This is a genomic window from Spirosoma sp. KNUC1025 (assembly GCF_045160025.1).
Taxonomy (GTDB): Bacteria; Bacteroidota; Bacteroidia; order Cytophagales; family Spirosomataceae; genus Spirosoma.
Genome location: NZ_CP087139.1, coordinates 3,953,461 through 3,969,649 on the forward strand (window position 1 = coordinate 3,953,461; position 16,189 = coordinate 3,969,649).

At 48.4% G+C, this 16,189-nt stretch carries 17 protein-coding genes and 1 pseudogene; 14 read left to right on the top strand and 4 right to left on the bottom strand.

What is annotated here, in order from left to right:
- The first annotated feature begins 53 nt into the window (after window positions 1–53).
- Entirely contained in the window at window positions 54–2,243 is a 2,190-nt protein-coding gene (locus LN737_RS17190; RefSeq protein WP_405511025.1) for a glutamine synthetase III, read from the top strand.
- Window positions 2,244–2,356: 113 nt separating this feature from the next.
- On the opposite strand, the gene LN737_RS17195 is transcribed toward LN737_RS17190, so the two are convergent.
- From LN737_RS17195 to LN737_RS17210, 4 genes are all read right to left on the bottom strand, one after another.
- Window positions 2,357–3,343 carry a bestrophin family protein gene (locus LN737_RS17195; RefSeq protein ID WP_405511027.1) on the bottom strand — a complete coding sequence of 329 codons (987 nt, stop codon included), beginning with the start codon at window positions 3,341–3,343 and terminating at the stop codon, window positions 2,357–2,359.
- A 21-nt stretch (window positions 3,344–3,364) separates the two neighbouring features.
- Complete coding sequence (locus LN737_RS17200; RefSeq protein ID WP_405511029.1) at window positions 3,365–3,985, bottom strand: NADPH-dependent F420 reductase; 621 nt, start codon at window positions 3,983–3,985, stop codon at window positions 3,365–3,367.
- 86 nt (window positions 3,986–4,071) lie between these two features.
- Window positions 4,072–4,428: a nuclear transport factor 2 family protein gene (locus LN737_RS17205; protein ID WP_405511030.1), complete on the bottom strand. Its 357-nt coding sequence runs from the start codon at window positions 4,426–4,428 to the stop codon at window positions 4,072–4,074.
- A gap of 127 nt (window positions 4,429–4,555) precedes the next feature.
- The gene (locus tag LN737_RS17210) at window positions 4,556–5,320 is read right to left on the bottom strand and encodes a type 1 glutamine amidotransferase domain-containing protein (protein ID WP_405511031.1); all 765 of its coding nucleotides are present in this window, start codon (window positions 5,318–5,320) and stop codon (window positions 4,556–4,558) included.
- 217 nt (window positions 5,321–5,537) lie between these two features.
- Here LN737_RS17210 and LN737_RS17215 point away from each other — a divergent pair, with 217 nt between their 5' ends.
- The 13 genes and pseudogenes from LN737_RS17215 (at window position 5,538) to LN737_RS17275 (ending at window position 16,130) form a co-directional block, all read left to right on the top strand.
- Window positions 5,538–5,912 carry a helix-turn-helix domain-containing protein gene (locus tag LN737_RS17215; protein ID WP_405511032.1) on the top strand — a complete coding sequence of 125 codons (375 nt, stop codon included), beginning with the start codon at window positions 5,538–5,540 and terminating at the stop codon, window positions 5,910–5,912.
- 271 nt (window positions 5,913–6,183) lie between these two features.
- Complete coding sequence (locus tag LN737_RS17220; protein WP_405511033.1) at window positions 6,184–8,433, top strand: GEVED domain-containing protein; 2,250 nt, start codon at window positions 6,184–6,186, stop codon at window positions 8,431–8,433.
- A gap of 208 nt (window positions 8,434–8,641) precedes the next feature.
- A complete protein-coding gene (locus LN737_RS17225) occupies window positions 8,642–9,676 on the top strand; it encodes a M28 family metallopeptidase (RefSeq protein WP_405511034.1) in 1,035 nt (344 codons plus the stop codon).
- A gap of 73 nt (window positions 9,677–9,749) precedes the next feature.
- On the top strand, window positions 9,750–10,310 hold the full coding sequence (locus LN737_RS17230) for a hypothetical protein (protein WP_405511035.1): 561 nt from the start codon (window positions 9,750–9,752) through the stop codon (window positions 10,308–10,310).
- 83 nt (window positions 10,311–10,393) lie between these two features.
- On the top strand, window positions 10,394–10,858 hold the full coding sequence (locus tag LN737_RS17235) for a hypothetical protein (protein WP_405511036.1): 465 nt from the start codon (window positions 10,394–10,396) through the stop codon (window positions 10,856–10,858).
- 22 nt (window positions 10,859–10,880) lie between these two features.
- Window positions 10,881–11,276 carry a VOC family protein gene (locus LN737_RS17240; protein ID WP_405511037.1) on the top strand — a complete coding sequence of 132 codons (396 nt, stop codon included), beginning with the start codon at window positions 10,881–10,883 and terminating at the stop codon, window positions 11,274–11,276.
- A 20-nt stretch (window positions 11,277–11,296) separates the two neighbouring features.
- The gene (gene pepT / locus LN737_RS17245; protein ID WP_405511038.1) at window positions 11,297–12,544 is read left to right on the top strand and encodes a peptidase T; all 1,248 of its coding nucleotides are present in this window, start codon (window positions 11,297–11,299) and stop codon (window positions 12,542–12,544) included.
- Window positions 12,545–12,620: 76 nt separating this feature from the next.
- Window positions 12,621–12,770 carry a hypothetical protein gene (locus tag LN737_RS17250; protein WP_405511039.1) on the top strand — a complete coding sequence of 50 codons (150 nt, stop codon included), beginning with the start codon at window positions 12,621–12,623 and terminating at the stop codon, window positions 12,768–12,770.
- A complete protein-coding gene (locus LN737_RS17255) occupies window positions 12,761–13,591 on the top strand; it encodes an MBL fold metallo-hydrolase (RefSeq protein WP_405511041.1) in 831 nt (276 codons plus the stop codon). Before LN737_RS17250 ends, LN737_RS17255 begins: the two co-directional genes overlap by 10 nt.
- Before the next feature lie 172 nt (window positions 13,592–13,763).
- Entirely contained in the window at window positions 13,764–13,985 is a 222-nt protein-coding gene (locus LN737_RS17260) for a DUF2281 domain-containing protein (RefSeq protein WP_405511042.1), read from the top strand.
- Entirely contained in the window at window positions 13,985–14,368 is a 384-nt protein-coding gene (locus LN737_RS17265; RefSeq protein ID WP_405511043.1) for a type II toxin-antitoxin system VapC family toxin, read from the top strand. Before LN737_RS17260 ends, LN737_RS17265 begins: the two co-directional genes overlap by 1 nt.
- A gap of 4 nt (window positions 14,369–14,372) precedes the next feature.
- A pseudogene (locus tag LN737_RS17270) lies at window positions 14,373–15,010 on the top strand (viroplasmin family protein).
- Between the two features lie 199 nt (window positions 15,011–15,209).
- Window positions 15,210–16,130: an RraA family protein gene (locus LN737_RS17275; protein WP_405511044.1), complete on the top strand. Its 921-nt coding sequence runs from the start codon at window positions 15,210–15,212 to the stop codon at window positions 16,128–16,130.
- Window positions 16,131–16,189: the final 59 nt, after the last annotated feature.

Sequence of the window (16,189 nt, forward strand, 5' to 3'; positions counted from 1 at the left end):
AGAAGGGGCGTATGTTTGGCGAAAATTAATCCTAAACACCCCGAACCGTATCAATGTCAAATTTTCGGTTTAAAGCCCTTGAAATAGCTCAGAATCGCCAGGCTATGCCCGTAGCTGCTCCAACTGAGCGTGTCGGCGATTTTTTTGGTAGTTACACCTTTAGCAATGAAGTTATGCGGTCGCTGCTCTCGCCGGAAGCGTACCTAAAAGTTACCGAAGCCATCAACACAAACGGTCAGATAGACCGCGCCATCGCCGACGAAGTAGCAGGCGCCATGAAATCGTGGGCTACATCGAAAGGGGCGACACACTACACCCACTGGTTTCAGCCGTTAACCGGTGAAACTGCCGAAAAACACGACGCATTTTTTGATGTTGGGGCCGATGGCAAAGCCATGGAGAAATTCAAAGGGAGTGCGCTGGTGCAGCAGGAACCCGATGCATCGTCGTTTCCCAGCGGAGGACTACGCAATACGTTCGAGGCTCGCGGCTATACGGGTTGGGACCCCAGTTCACCCGCCTTTCTGATGGACAACGGCGCGGGGGGCAAAACGCTCTGCATTCCATCGGTCTTTATTTCATACACCGGTGAGGCTCTGGATTACAAAACTCCCTTGCTGAAAGCACTTAATACGTTAGATAAAGCGGCTACAGCCGTTTGTCAATACTTCGACCGGAACATTACCAAAGTAATTCCTACCCTCGGACCCGAACAGGAATATTTTGTGGTTGACCGCGCCCTGTTTTACGCCCGGCCTGATCTGGTACTGGCCGGCCGGACCGTGTTCGGCCATCAACCCGCCCGTGGGCAACAACTAGAAGATCACTATTTTGGGTCGATTCCGCCCCGTGTCAATGCGTTCATGGTCGATTTCGAGTTTGAGTCGATGAAATTGGGCATGCCCGTTCGTACGCGCCATAATGAGGTAGCCCCCGGACAGTTTGAGGTTGCTCCCACTTTCGAAGAGGTGAATTTATCCATCGATCATAATGCGTTGCTCATGGACCTGATGGAGAAAATAGCCGAAAAGCATAACCTGAAGGTGCTCTTTCACGAAAAACCATTTGCGGGTATAAACGGAAGCGGTAAGCATAACAACTGGTCGATGGGAACAAATACGGGCGTTAACTTACTCGCTCCCAGTTCAAAACCCAAAGAGACGTTACGCTTTCTTACCTTTCTGGTCAACGTAATCAAGGCTGTTCACGATAATGCCGATCTCCTCAGAGCCAGCATTGCCTCGGCCGGTAATGAACATCGGCTCGGAGCCAATGAAGCCCCACCCGCTATCATGTCGGTGTTTCTGGGAGAAACGCTAACCCAGGCGTTGACGGATCTGGAAACCAAATCCGAAGTAACGGTCAATAAGGGCGATAATGTGTATTACAAATTGGGGCTCAATCGCATTCCGAGCTTGATGCGTGACAATACCGACCGCAACCGAACCTCGCCTTTTGCCTTTACCGGGAATAAATTTGAGTTTCGGGCCGTAGGCAGTTCCGCCAACTCCGCATCGACCATGACCGTGCTTAATGCCATTGTCGCCGATCAGCTCAACCGGTTTAAAACAGATCTTGATGGACGATTGGCGCGCGGAGAAAAGAAAGAACTGGCCATCGTCGATATCCTGAAAGAGTACTACGCTAATTCCAAACGGATTCTGTTTGAGGGCAATGGCTATTCTGACGATTGGGTTGAAGAAGCAACTCGACGGGGGTTATCCAATATCAAGTCATCACCCGAAGCACTCACTGTGTATGTGCAGCCGGAATCGCTTGCACTTTTCGAGCGGACCGGCGTTATGAATCATGCTGAAGTAGAATCCCGCTATGAAATAGAACTTGAGAAATACATCAAAAACGTCCAGATTGAATCGCGGGTGATGGGCGATTTAGCCCTGAACCACGTAGTGTCGACAGCGCTGAAGTATCAGCATAAATTAGCGGAAACGGCACGGCATTTGGTTGAGTTGGGAATGGTTGCCGAAGCCGAACCGATCAAAGATATTCTGCGCGAAATTTCGACCCGCGTTATCGTGATCAAGAAAGGGGTTGAATCCATGATTGAGTCCCGTAAAAAGGCCAATAACGTAACGGATACCGCCGAACGCGCCCGCCTATACGCTACAGAAGTAAAAGACCATTTCGACATCATCCGGTATGAAGTTGACAAGCTGGAAGAGGTTGTCGATGACGAAGACTGGCCGCTGGTGAAATACAGGGAACTGTTGTTCGTGAAGTAATCAGAACCGGGATTTTTGTGATTTTTCTGACCGACTATGATTTGCTTTCAGCTTTTTGTGAAAGCCAAAAATCAGGGTAATCAGAATAATCGCAAGAATCCCGGTTCTGATTTTTACAGCAGTATGTCTTCGACAGGATTGAGTTTTTCCGGAATCTTAGCATCACCCAGAAACTCGCGAATTTCGATCTCGATGTTTCGGCAGATAGTAGAAATGGGGATGTCGTTGACGCTGTTGTCGAACGGGTTTTCGCTGAATTCGCCGATCTGCTCCATCGTGAAAAAGACCCAGCTAATGAGCATACTGAAAGGAATGGTAAGCCATACGCCATAAGTGCCTAGTTTGTCCATTTCTTTCAGCAAACCGAAGGGCAGCAGAAAAATAAACAGAATGACAAACACCCGGCTGAAAATACTGTACTGACGGAAAAGTGGCGTGGTTTTGATGCGTTCGCAGCCTCCCTGATGATTGAATAGTTCACCAATTTGCTTTACATAATCCGAGTGTTCATAGTCGTCGATAATACCCGCTTTTTTGAGCCGTCCGAACTCGTGTATCTGCTTTTTTAAGACATGAATGGCCGTATTACTTCGCCCGGCCATTACCTCGTAGTAGTCCATACGGCCCATGTCCCGGAAAATATTTTTCAGACCTTCGTCAAACTTTTCCAGCTCATTGGCTTCTGACAGGTAATCCTGATGCAGGCTTTCTTTACTGGTTGCCCAGGGAATATTTTTCCGGAGCTGAAGCCGTAGAATATTAACCCATGCAATATGACGGTACATAAACTCCCGCTGTGTTTCCTTGTCGGGAATGATGGCAATAACCATAGCCGCCAGCGTACGGCTGGTGTTGGTAATACTGCCCCAAAGTCGACGCGCTTCCCATAAGCGATCGTACGCCTGATTGTTTTTAAAGCCTACATAAAAGGCAACGGCTGTACCGATGGTAGCGATTGGCAGAAAGGAAATGGCGACAAAGTCCCAGCCAGCAACCTTGTATAAAAGACAGGCTACGATACTCACCAGCATAGTACGTAGCAGATTCCTGCGCGCAAAATGCCAGAGAAGTTTCAATTTGAAATCTTTGCCTACATACATAAATGTTTAGAATTAATGGGTTTATCGTTTTACCACCTTAAAAGCCATGTTACGTCCATAGCCCTGAAAAAGGGCGAGTGTTATCCAGCTTAAGGCGAGTTGCTCCAGCAGACCAAAGTTGTTGTTGCCACCCATATCGTAGCACTCGGCAAACCCAATATCTTTGGCTAACTGGGCGGCTATGGCTTTTCCGCGCTGGCTACTGCCCGCCATGAACATATCAATGCCTTCGCCCTGATAAATTGGATTGAGCATATTTTCGAAGCCGGTCGTATTGAAGCACTTTACTACATCGGTTGTAGCCGTATGAGCCAGAATAGCATCGGATGTATTCGTGAAGCCGGCCGGCCCCATGCCACGTACCGTATTCATCGTATCAATAATCACTTTGCCTGCCGTGTCGCCTAACTGCTGCGTTACGTCAATGGCCTTCATCGCCGGAGTGGCTAGTACAACTACTTCACACTGAGCAACCGCCGACCGCACGTTGGTAAAACGGTCTTCGCCAATTTTGGTCGCTAGTTTGATTGATTTTTCGGAAAGCGGGACGTTAGCACCCACGATCACCGTATGGCCTGCCCGAATCAAAGCCTGCGCCAAGGCTCCTCCGACGTTGCCAGCACCAATAATTGCGATATTCATATGTTTGTCGTATACGATAGATAACAGGAAGGCTGGCTGATACCGAAGAATACCTGTATCGACCAGCCCTGGCGAATACAGAAAACCTAATAAAAGAACTGCTCCTGAACGATTTTCCCGTCCTGGACGGTGTACACAGCAATTTCGTTCATGTTCATGCGATTGCCGTCTTTGAACGTAGCGTCGAGACTGATAGTCAGCGCAATTTGATTTCCTGCCACAAGCGGTCCATCAACGCTGCCACCGTGTAATTCCTGAATCATGGCCTGAAACTGATTACCTTTTTCAATAATAGCATCCAGCCCCTGAACGGTTTGCATCCCCGGATTGCCGGCGGGTTCAATACTTTTAGCCTCCTGGCTGTAAAGCTCCCGTTGAGCCTGTTCGTATTTGCCTTCCCGGCAAAGGGCCACCAAACGGTCGGCTATCTCTTGAGTTGTCATGTTTGTGAATAATGGTTTTGATAAAAAAATGCTCGCTTAAACAGAGCCTAAGTTAGACTTTCATTTGGGAAAGGAGTAACATTCCCTGGTGCTCTTCGCCAGTCTTCAGCCCTTGTATAACCGGGTGTTACTCTCCTAAAGCTTCGATGATGGCTTTCGCTGTTTCTGCCCCACTAAAATTTTGTTGGCCCGTAATGAGGTTGCCGTGGCGGATGGCGAATCCCCGCCATAAACCAGCCTGTACGAAATTTGCGCCCATTTTCTTTAATTCATCTTCAATCCGCCAGGGCATTACGTGTTTATCGCGTGATAGCAGGCCATACTCCCAAACGGCGTTATCCGCAAAATCTTCTTCAACATTTGCAAATCCGGTAACGGTCTTTCCCTTAACGAGATACTCGCCGGTCGATCCTTTAACGTAACGCAGGATGGCTACCCCATGACAGAGCGCGGCCGTGATTTTCCCTGATTCGTAGAATGCAACAAACTTATCTTGCAGAGCTGTCGCATGCTCGAACGAGAACATAGGTGCCTGACCGCCCGCCACGACCAGGGCATCGAATTCATCGATGTTCAAATCCGCAATGGGTTTGGTGTTATCAACCAGCGACCGCAGTTTCTCAGTGTGAATAAATCCTTGTGAAATAAGATCGCTGGACGAGTAGCCACTGGCATCGTTGGGATCGCTCATAGCATCGGCTTCGCACTTGCCGCCGTCGGGGCTGAAAATCTCTACCTGATACCCTTTTTCCGTAAACTCATAATACGGATGAGTAAGCTCACTCCACCAGAAGCCAACGGGCCAGCCAGTGGTGGTTGATAACGTAGAGTTAGCAATAACAATGGCAACGCGCTTAATGCGTTTGACGATGTTAGGATCTTTTAAGCTCATGGTATTTGTAGTTGGGTTTGATTGTTCGCAAAAGCGTAGTACAAATGTGATCGCTTATAATACATTTGTATTCAAATACACTTTTTTGTAGGATACTATCATTTTAGAGAGTAACTGATAATCAGCTTGTTGCTAACTATCCTGATTATCCGATGATACGTTGCTACGATCATCTACAGATGAATTATTACGCGAGCCCAAAAAACTGACACTAATTATGCCTGACTTCACCGATAATGGCCGTGTATTTTATAATCCTGTCGAATACGCCATGCACCATATTGGCGGTACCTGGAAAATGCCCATTTTATGGCGGCTCGAAAAGAAGACCGTATTGAGGTACAGCGAACTAAAAAAATATTTGCCCCACATTTCGCATAAAATGCTCTCCACTCAACTCCGCGAGCTGGAAGCAAATGGGTTTGTTACGCGAACCGTCTATCCGGTAGTGCCACCCAAAGTAGAATACACATTGACTGAAAAAGGTAAACGGGTAATTCCTGTTATTGCCACGATCCGGCTGTACGGCATGGAACTAATGCGGGAAGCCAACCTTGATCCTGAGATAATCTTTAAAAAACCTGAGCCGTGAGCAATGATGTCTAGTAGTTATTGATTACTCACGGTTAGAGTCACTTCACCTGAACTTCTGGTTTCTTTGCTAATACAATACTTTCCATTGGTAAACTACAGGGCTAGTATACTACCGCTTAGTTGATTTCCGCTACCAATTAGCCGTTTTTCGTGACATAAGTGCGAACTAGGGGTCTAAATTGATGAATTAGCCAATTCTCTGTTGTAACCCAACTGGTTAGTGGCCTACCATCAGTTCAGATTACTTGCCTCATATCCTTGATAGACTCATGTTGGAAAACGTCTTCTTTCGACGTCATGCCTGTGGTTTGCTGGCCGCACAACTGCTGGCATGTACCTGGCTGTTACCCAGTGTACACGCTCAGGCTCAATCTCTTGATTTTGGTGATGCACCGGATAGTTATGGTACCTTACTGAGTAGCAACGGTGCCCGCCATACACCTTTTACCCGTGTGTATTTGGGTGGTGGATTTGGGAGTTATTATGATTCCGAATCTGATGGCCGACCCGGCTCTATGGCCAACGGAGACGATACGTATGACCAGGATGGAAATGTTACTACGTATCAAAATGATGAGGATGGCCTGGTCAATGGATTTCCGGCTGTTTGCCTTTCCAAAGCGACGTATACCCTGAAAATAAGTGTTTACAACAATTCAGGTTCCGATGCTACCGTAAGTGCCTGGATCGATTTCAACCGGAATGGTGTGTTCGACCCGAATGAGCGAACCCAGACTGTTGTTCCGACGACCCCCAATCTGGCTCATTATAACGGTACGGTTGTGTCATTGACCTGGAGCAACTTGAACGGACTAACCGAGGGATGGACGTTTGCACGTGTTCGGGTAGCTAACAATTCGGCCGAAGTAGCCAGCCCAACCGGATTCGCCAATACCGGCGAAGTGGAAGATTACAGAATGCAGCTGAAAGATGAGTATGATTTTGGCGATGCTCCGGCTAGTTATGGAACCTTATTAGCTGCCAACGGGGCTCGCCATCTGATCAATAACAATCAGGTGCTGTTAGGTCCTTTGGATTGCAGTGCCGACGCCGATGGGCAGCCATCCGTTCTTGCGGATGCGGATGCCGGCGAAACGGCCGTGAGTTTTCCGTATAGGTTAACAACCGCAAAAACAGCTTACAGTGTCCGGGTGAATGTACTGAACACCTCGGGAGCCAATGCGATGTTAAGCGGCTGGATTGATTTTAATCGAAACGGGATTTTCGAATCCAGTGAGCGCGCACAGTCTGTAATCGCGGCTGATGACAGGAATCTGATTCTTTCCTGGAGCGGATTGAGTGGATTGACCGAAGGACGTACCTATGCCCGCTTCCGGGTAGCTACAACTGCCGCTGAGGTAGCAAATCCGACCGGTTTAGCCAACGATGGCTCGGTAGATGATTATAGCCTGATGATCGAAGCTCCGCAATATGATTATGGCGATGCACCGGCTAGTTATGGCACCTCAGTAAGCGGTAATGGTGCCCGTCATGTATATAATGACGTTGTAACTAAGTTGACGTTAGGGAATTATATGGATGCTGAAGCTAATGGACAACCATCTGAACTGGCTGACGGTGATGATGCATCTGATTTTTCGGGGCCAATGTTTGATGATGAAGAAGGATTGGTTAACCCGCCAGATGTGGCCACGAACAGTACGTCCTGTACGGCTACGCTGGCTGTGAAAAATCAAACCGGAGCCGACGCGACCTTGAGCGGCTGGATCGATTTCAATCGAAATGGTACGTTCGAATCCAGTGAGCGGGCACAGGTTATCGTTCCATCCTCTCAAGGCAGTGGACTTGTGCAGGTCAAGCTGAATTGGACGGATTTGAGCGGTCTGACAGACGGACAAACCTACATGCGTTTCCGAATTGGCACAAACGCAGCTGAGGTAGCCGAGCCAACCGGAGCAGCCAGCGATGGAGAAGTTGAAGATTATAATCTGGTTATCGCATCGGTATTACGTAGCCCGTTGCCAGTAAATCTGGTGTCATTCGAGGGGAAATGGATTGCGAACAAAGGAAATGAACTGAGCTGGATAACCTCATGGGAGAAAGAGAATGACCATTTCGAAATCCAGCGTAGCAGTGTTGCCAAAAGCTTTGAGACTATAGGCCGGGTAAACGGAAAAGGCACCACTTCCGCCGTACAGACTTATGGTTTTGTCGATGAGATTGGCGCACAATCGGAGTTGATGTATTACCGCCTGAAGCAGGTAGATGTTGATGGCCGCACTAGTTATTCCCGCATTATCTCGGTATGGCATGAGGTTTCAACTTCCCTTTCCGTGGTGGTGTATCCCAATCCGGTAGTCGAGCAGCTGACGCTAAAATTGTCAGCTAACCAGTCGATTGATCAGTTGCGGGTTTACAACGCAGGTGGTGTACAGGTCATGAGTCAGGAAGGTAAAAGTGAGTGGCTGGATGTCCGGTCGCTGCCTGCTGGGGTGTACATTATAGACGTAACAACGGTTTCGGGTCAGGCAGTACGTCAGCGATTCGTGAAGCGATAATTACTAAGGTTTATTATAAAAAACGCTGCGATACTACGTGTCGCAGCGTTTTTTATGACATTTGCTGACTGATAGCCCTTTTCGTTATGGTTGATACCCTTCTTCGTGCTCTTTCCGCCTTACCGCATCGGGGGCAGCCACTCCGCAGGGAGCCGAAGCGGCCCGGCTTCTGCAAACGTATCTGACCGATATAGGGGCAAAAACCCGAATGGAGTCGTTTCAAACGCCCAAATCCTACGTAACGATTGTATACTGGCTCCTTGGCGGATTGCTGGTTAGTTTGGCACTGGTGCCGGTTTCGGGCGTGGCAATTGGTCTGGTGGGTTATTTTACGTTGCTGGCCTGGCGCTATTTTAACTGGCAGTATTCCTTTATCACTAAGTTTCCGGCTCAGCATACAGCTCATAACGTGATTGGCCGCTGGCCGGGGCGTCAGGAAGGCGGCAAAAACCGAAAACTGATTCTGATGGCACACTATGATACGGCGCCGGTGTCGTTGCTGTACAGCCCGAAACAACAGGCAAATTTTCGTTTATCGCTGATCATTTCATTAGGATTTATGGTACTTGCCGCCTTAACTGCACTTTTGGAAGTAGCGGGAGTTGGCCAGCCCTACATTACGTATCTGCGGTACGGATTCATGATCTATTTCGCGGGGCAGGCTTTTGTCGGCACTATGGGTTACTGGCGTAAAGGGTATACCAACGGAGCCAGCGATAATGCAACCGGCGTAGCAGCCGCCCTGGCCACAGCCGACCGTCTTCGGCAGGCAAATTTGGCTGATACAGACATAGAAGTCGTACTGACCAGTGCTGAAGAAGTCGGGATGATCGGGGCGTATTATTACGTTCAGGCTCACAAAAAAGAGTGGAATCGCGCCCAAACATTAGTCATTAATTTCGATACACTCGGCGCTGGCAAACTCACCATCATTGAACAAACCGGAACGCTTGAGCCAATTCGTTACAACAATGTGGCAACCCAAATAGCTCGCCAACTTATTGAGAAAGAGGCATTCCGGGGGCGAACGCAAGTTGGCCAATGGCATACCGCCGACTTCGATAGCGTATGGTTCGTGCGGAATCGGATTCCGGTTCTGGCCCTTTGTGCGTTGGACGCCAACGGTCAAATGCCGCGGATTCATCAACCCGACGATACGTTTGGAAATCTGGATCTTCGGCCTATGGAAACGGCCGTTGATTTGGCCGAAGCCGTTGTGCACGAATGGCTGAGCGCAAACTGAATCGGTAGTAAGCCAGAAGCTGCTCCTGTTGATTATCCATTGTGCATTCTGCATTATCCATTAGCTTTGCCTCATGGCAAACTACAAAAATGAAGGGTACGACCCTGAGGAAATCAATGCACTCAAAGAAGAGTGCCGCCAGGAGGGCAAATCGTTTGTGTATGTTGAAGACGACGATCTGGATACGCTCGAAGAAGGCGAATGTGTACACATTCAGTTTCCCGGACAGTATCAGTCGCAGGAAGTAATATTCGATGCGCTGGTCTATACACTTCGACTTCACCACAGCAGTTTAGTATATGAAATGGCGCTGGAACAGGTACGTAAAACCTACCCTGAATACGTACCACCCGAAGAGCGTCAGCTAAGCTATAAAATTACTCCCGAGCTGGAAGAAGAGGCCGAAACAGCCCTAACCGAAATTATTGAAGAAATCGAGGAAACGGAAGCCATAAAGGTACAGGAACATGTCGAGGTCGACATGGAAACCGACTACGGCATTGCGCTGGACGTTTGCCTGCACGTTGACGAAATTACGGACGAGATCATCGAAAATTTCATCCGCAATTTCAAAGCCAATACCCTGTCGCTGGATACCACCCTTTATTCATTTACTAGTGAAGAAGAAAATTAAGGAGTGAAATAGCGGAAGAGTGGGTAGTGCGTCTTTTTGCCTTGTCACTCTTTCGCCTTTTCATTCGTTCACTCATTGAAATTATGTTCCAACCGGATTCGCTTAACCAGGTCGCGGAATTTCACCGCACCTTTCATGCCCCTGTTTTAGAAACTCCCCAAATTCCATCCGAAGCCCGTTGTCAATTGCGGGTTGCTCTCCTTGCTGAAGAACTCGACGAACTGCGCGATGCAATTGCCGACAACGATATTGTCGCCGTTGCCGATGCGCTCTGCGATTTGCAGTACGTACTGTCGGGGGCAGTGCTTGAATTCGGACTGGGCGACAAGTTCAAGGCGTTATTTGATGAAGTACAACGCTCCAACATGAGCAAAGCCTGCCTGACAGTTGCTGAGGCCGAGGCCACCGTAGCGGAGTATCAGGGTAAAGGTGTTCCCTGCCATTTTATCGAATCAGACGGCAAATTTTTAGTGTATCGCGATGCCGATCACAAGACGCTCAAAAGCGTCAATTACTCACCCGCTGATTTACACAGCCTTCTAAAATAATTCGTTCAGTAAACGTACTGCCTTGAAACAGCAACTCGCCCAAATTGCTTTAGTGGTCAGAGACTATGATGAAGCCATTGAGTTTTATACCAAAAAACTCCACTTTACGCTTGTTGAAGATACACTAATGAGTGATACCAAACGGTGGGTTGTTGTTGCGCCTGCCGGATCGGATGGTTGTCGGTTGCTACTGGCTAAAGCGGCTACGGGTGAGCAGAAAAGCCGGATTGGAAATCAGACCGGCGGGCGTGTATTTCTGTTTCTATATACTGATAACTTTGCACGCGACTACCAGAATCTGCTGGATCAGAGCATTACCATTGTTAGAAGGCCAACGGTCGAACCTTACGGAACCGTAGCCGTTTTTGAAGATTTATACGGGAATCTGTGGGACCTGATAGAACCCGCAAACAAATAAACGAATTGGCAGAACCAGGGATGAACGATTATCAATATACAGCCGTCGAGCGTTTTCTCCGTTACGTACAGATCGATACGCAGTCGGACCCGCAATCGACAGCGAATCCGAGCACCGAGAAGCAGAAAAACTTAAGTCGGGTGTTGGTACAGGAGCTACTTGATATGGGTATAGCCGATGCTGAACTCGATGAGTGGGGATATGTGTATGCTACCATTCCGGCAAATACTGACAAAGAGAACGTTCCAACACTTTGTTTTTGCTCACACGTCGATACGTCGCCCGACGTAACAGGGGAAGGGGTAAAGCCAATTATTCACCAGAATTGGAATGGCACAGATATTATTCTTCCTGACGATACGAATCAGATTATCCGCGTGGCTGATCATCCTGACCTAAACCAGCAGATCGGGAATGACATTATTACGGCAAGCGGTACTACGTTGCTGGGAGCCGATAATAAAGCGGGTGTGGCCGAAATAATGGATGCGGCCAACTATCTCCTGACACATCCGGACGTAAAGCATGGCCGAATCCGCCTGCTGTTTACCCCCGACGAAGAAGTAGGGCGTGGCACCGAAAAAGTTGATATTGCAAAACTAGGCGCCGATTTCGGCTACACCATCGACGGAGAAGCCTTGGGTACGCTCGAAGATGAAACCTTCTCGGCCGATGCCGTAAAAATCACTATTCAGGGCGTCAGTACACATCCCGGTTTTGCCAAAGGGAAGTTGGAAAATGCACTGAAAATAGCCGCTGATTTGTTAGCAGCCCTCCCCAAAGACGCCCTTTCGCCCGAAACGACGGCAGAAAAGGAAGGGTTCGTGCATCCCACGCGGATGGAGGGCAATCAGGATACGGCCGTGCTTGAGTTCATTATCCGTGATTTTACTGAAGTGGGCCTGCAGGAAAAAGAAACGTATCTGCAAAACCTGCTGAACGACGTATTAGCAACGTATCCGGGCTCGTCGGCACAATTCGTTGTGAAAGAGCAGTACCGCAACATGAAAGACATACTGGATCAGTACCCCGCCGTTGTCGAGAATGCACTGGAAGCAATTCGGCAGGCTGGTTTGTCGGCCGAACGACGTAGCATTCGGGGCGGGACAGATGGCTCCCGATTGTCGTTTATGGGGTTGCCGTGCCCCAATATTTTTGCGGGCGAACATGCCTTTCATTCCCGGCTGGAGTGGGTTTCGGTGCAGGACATGCAAAAAGCTGTAGAGGTCATTGTCAACGTAGCGAAGGTCTGGGAAGAACGTAGTTAAATACAGCGGCCGTTCGCAAAGTATGCCGAACAATCTATCAAGTCCGTAGGTTGAGCAGTAAATAAACTCAACGTATATGGAAAGCATACTTGATGAACCCGATATTATACCTAACAAACTTCAATCGCCTTACGACGTAACGGATGATGTTGCCGGGCTGAAAACATTGTTTGTCAATGTTTTTTTGTCGGCAAACCCGGCGAAGGTAACCCCTGGGTGCTGGTAGATGCTGGTATTACTGGCTATGCAAGTGCTATCAAGCAGAAAGCAGAACAATTATTTGGGGTAAATACACCGCCACAAGCCATTGTACTGACGCACGGACATGCCGACCATACCGGCTCGCTGAAGACTTTACTGGACGATTGGGATGTGCCAGTTTATGCCCATCGGCTTGAGTTGCCGTATTTACAGGGTAAGTCAAGTTATCCACCACCCGACCCAGCCATTGGCGGTGGGGCCATGGCGTATATGTCGTGGATATTCCCGATTGGACCAAGTGATTTTGGCGACCGTATCAAAGCTATTAGTGAGGACGGAAAAATTCCCGAAATACCCGACTGGCGAGCTATTCATACACCGGGGCACGCGCCGGGCCATATTTCCCTGTTCCGCGACAAAGACCGAACTCTTATTGCCGGTGATGCCTTTGTCACGACGAATCAAAATGCCATTACCGCCGTAGCCACCCAACGCGAAGAATTTCACGGACCGCCCGCTTATTTTACCTGCGATTGGGAAGCTGCCAAGCAGTCTGTGTTGAAACTAAATAACCTTAACCCCTCAGCCGCTGGTACTGGACATGGCATATCGGTTCGGGGGCTGGATCTGGAACTGGGGTTGAATCGGCTGGCTCATGATTTCGAAAATCGATCCATACCTTCTCAAAATGGTCGCTACGTTAAGCAGGCGGCCGTAACCGATGAGAATGGGGTTGTGGAAATGCCTCCGCCAGTTTCTTTTCACGTAGCGCGTGCGTTAGGGTTAGGCGTAGTGGCTGGCCTTACGTTGTACCTGATCTGGGCGGGTGTGCGCGACGATAATTAACTAGTAATGTATGACTTTTTCAAAAGGCCCTGGCACCATTTCCAGGGCCTTTTGTATTGGTAGATGAGCTAAAGGTCGTAAACGTATGTTTTGCCGAAGCGAAGGGTCTGGTGAGACAATTTAAAAAAGAAACGTGTTACTTTGGCAGTTAATCAGCCAGTACGAACCGATTATGGACGCTTTGATCGTAAAAAAATACGAGGCTTTGCCAGATGATTTGCAGAAAGAAGTGAGTGATTTTATCGACTTCCTCAGCTATAAATACCAACAGCAGGCGACGGATTCCGAAGAGCTTTCTCAGAAACGGGCTTCACTTTTCGGAAATGCAAAAGGAATGATTACGATCCTTCCGGGCTTTGATGATATACCAGAAGGATTCGAAGAATACAACTGATGGATTACATTATCGATACACAGGCTTTCATCTGGCATGCAACCGGTGATAATAAATTAAGTGTTAGAGCAAGGAAAATTATTGAATCTGATGATAATTGCTGGGTCAGTATAGCCAGTATTTGGGAGATGGCTATCAAACATAATTTGGGAAGCCTGGTATTTACAAAACCTTTTGATGAATTGATTCGCGAACAGATTGCTTTGTATAGCTACCAGATTTACCCGATTGAACTTGGCCATACATTTCTGCTCAGCCAACTAGAGCAGCATCACAAAGACCCGTTTGACCGATTGATTATTGCGCAGTCAATCGTTGATGCAGTTCCGGTGATAAGCGTCGATTCTGCGTTTGATCTTTACTCTGTTGATCGAATCTGGTAAAATAATGTCGCAGAAAAAGCCGAAGTATTACGTTGTGTGGCAAGGCCGAAAACCAGGTGTATATGACAGTTGGGACGAAGCTAAAATTCAGACCGATGGGTTTGCCAAGCCGTTGTTTAAATCGTTTGACAGCAAACCGGCCGCGCTGAAAGCGTTTAAAGAAAAACCACATCTTCATATCGGTCAGGCAGTCAAGCCCGCCGGGAAACAAAGTAAACTTGAGGGACTTGTCGGATTGCCGATTCAGGACAGCCTGGTTGTAGATGCGGCCTGGAATACGGCCACTGGCGACATGGAGTATCAGGGGATTTATCTGGCTACCAAACAGCGGCTGTTTCTGAAGGGACCATATGCCGATGGTACGAACAATATCGGTGAATTTCTGGCCATTGTTCATGCGCTGGCTCTGCTGCATCAGAAGGGAAGTAATATTCCGGTGTATTCCGACTCCCGAACGGCGATTGGCTGGGTGAAAAAAAGAAAGCCAATACCAAACTGGAGGAAACAGCCCGTAACTCCGAACTCTTCGACCTGATCGACCGGGCAGAAACCTGGCTTCAAACGCACCGTTACGGTAATCCTGTACTGAAATGGGAAACGACGGTATGGGGTGAAAATCCGGCGGATTTCGGGCGGAAGTAGATCGGCAAAACCATTCTATTCAGCACAATACAAAACGAGTCTCAGCTTGCTCAGTTTATTCCAGCGATCCACTCTTGAAAAACTGCTCAGGTTTTCAAGTAACAGCTACTTTCAGCTATCACACAAGAGTAGAAAAACGGGCCATTCAGATTATTAGGTAGAATCTGAACACCAATTTCTAGTCAACCGCGCTGGCTGTATGAAGTTTACTGTACTACTTGCTGCAACTCTCATCACTGTTTTAACGAAAGCCCAGGGTCAGCAGATTGCTGCTACCAAAGAGGCTATTATGGCGTATTCGCAGGAATGGAAAGGCGAACGCTATCCGGATGGCCGCCCGAAGGTATCGGATGACCTGGTCAAGCGGCTGCGCGACGTATCCATTGAAGAGGCCTGGGGGGTAATGCGCAATGAAGGGTATACCAGCCAGTTTGAAGCAGGCTGGCAGATTATTCATCCGGGTCAGGTGCTGGCGGGGCGCGTCGTAACGGCGCAGTATATGCCATCCCGGCCCGATATGGAAAAGCCAATTAAAGAGAAAGGCAAAACGGAAAAACGCTCTGGCGCCCCCAATTCCTGGCCTATCGACGTACTGCAGGAGAATGACGTTTACGTAGCCGACGGCTATGGTAAAATCATTGATGGTACGCTCATTGGCGATAATCTGGGTAATTCCATTTACGCCAAATCAAAGACGGGTGTGGTTTTCGATGCCGGTGTCCGCGATCTGGAAGGGCTGGAAGAAATTCAGGGCTTTGTGGGTTTCGTCCGTGGCGTTGATCCGTCGTTTATCAAAGATATGCTGATGACGGGAATCAACTATCCGATACGTATCGGTCGAACAACTGTGCTGCCTGGCGATCTGATATTAGGAAAGAAAGAGGGTGTCATCTTTATTCCGGCGCACCTGGCCGAAAAGGTGATTACCACCGCGGAATGGATTGCCTTACAGGATGATTTTGGCCATCAGATGCTACGTGACGGTAAATACACGCCCGGCGAAATTGATATGAAATGGAGTGCCGCTATCATCAGTACGTTCCGGGACTGGATCAAAAAGCACCCCGAAAAAGTAAAGATGTCGCCCCAGGAACTGGAGAAAAAAATTGCTACCCTATAATACTAAATACGAAGCAGGGTGTATACGATGGTATAGGGTTGCTCATCGCTGTAGACAGG

Excerpts from the sequence above, each read along its gene's own strand:
- LN737_RS17225 (WP_405511034.1), top strand. The coding sequence starts at position 8,642 with ATGGAGTCGTTTCAAACGCCCAAATCCTACGTAACGATTGTATACTGG.
- LN737_RS17220 (WP_405511033.1), top strand. The coding sequence starts at position 6,184 with ATGTTGGAAAACGTCTTCTTTCGACGTCATGCCTGTGGTTTGCTGGCC.
- LN737_RS17235 (WP_405511036.1), top strand. The coding sequence starts at position 10,394 with ATGTTCCAACCGGATTCGCTTAACCAGGTCGCGGAATTTCACCGCACC.
- pepT (WP_405511038.1), top strand. The coding sequence starts at position 11,297 with ATGAACGATTATCAATATACAGCCGTCGAGCGTTTTCTCCGTTACGTA.
- LN737_RS17195 (WP_405511027.1), bottom strand. The coding sequence starts at position 3,343 with ATGTATGTAGGCAAAGATTTCAAATTGAAACTTCTCTGGCATTTTGCG.
- LN737_RS17190 (WP_405511025.1), top strand. The coding sequence starts at position 54 with ATGTCAAATTTTCGGTTTAAAGCCCTTGAAATAGCTCAGAATCGCCAG.
- LN737_RS17265 (WP_405511043.1), top strand. The coding sequence starts at position 13,985 with ATGGATTACATTATCGATACACAGGCTTTCATCTGGCATGCAACCGGT.
- LN737_RS17275 (WP_405511044.1), top strand. The coding sequence starts at position 15,210 with ATGAAGTTTACTGTACTACTTGCTGCAACTCTCATCACTGTTTTAACG.
- LN737_RS17200 (WP_405511029.1), bottom strand. The coding sequence starts at position 3,985 with ATGAATATCGCAATTATTGGTGCTGGCAACGTCGGAGGAGCCTTGGCG.
- LN737_RS17260 (WP_405511042.1), top strand. The coding sequence starts at position 13,764 with ATGGACGCTTTGATCGTAAAAAAATACGAGGCTTTGCCAGATGATTTG.
- LN737_RS17205 (WP_405511030.1), bottom strand. The coding sequence starts at position 4,428 with ATGACAACTCAAGAGATAGCCGACCGTTTGGTGGCCCTTTGCCGGGAA.
- LN737_RS17215 (WP_405511032.1), top strand. The coding sequence starts at position 5,538 with ATGCCTGACTTCACCGATAATGGCCGTGTATTTTATAATCCTGTCGAA.
- LN737_RS17210 (WP_405511031.1), bottom strand. The coding sequence starts at position 5,320 with ATGAGCTTAAAAGATCCTAACATCGTCAAACGCATTAAGCGCGTTGCC.
- LN737_RS17230 (WP_405511035.1), top strand. The coding sequence starts at position 9,750 with ATGGCAAACTACAAAAATGAAGGGTACGACCCTGAGGAAATCAATGCA.
- LN737_RS17250 (WP_405511039.1), top strand. The coding sequence starts at position 12,621 with ATGGAAAGCATACTTGATGAACCCGATATTATACCTAACAAACTTCAA.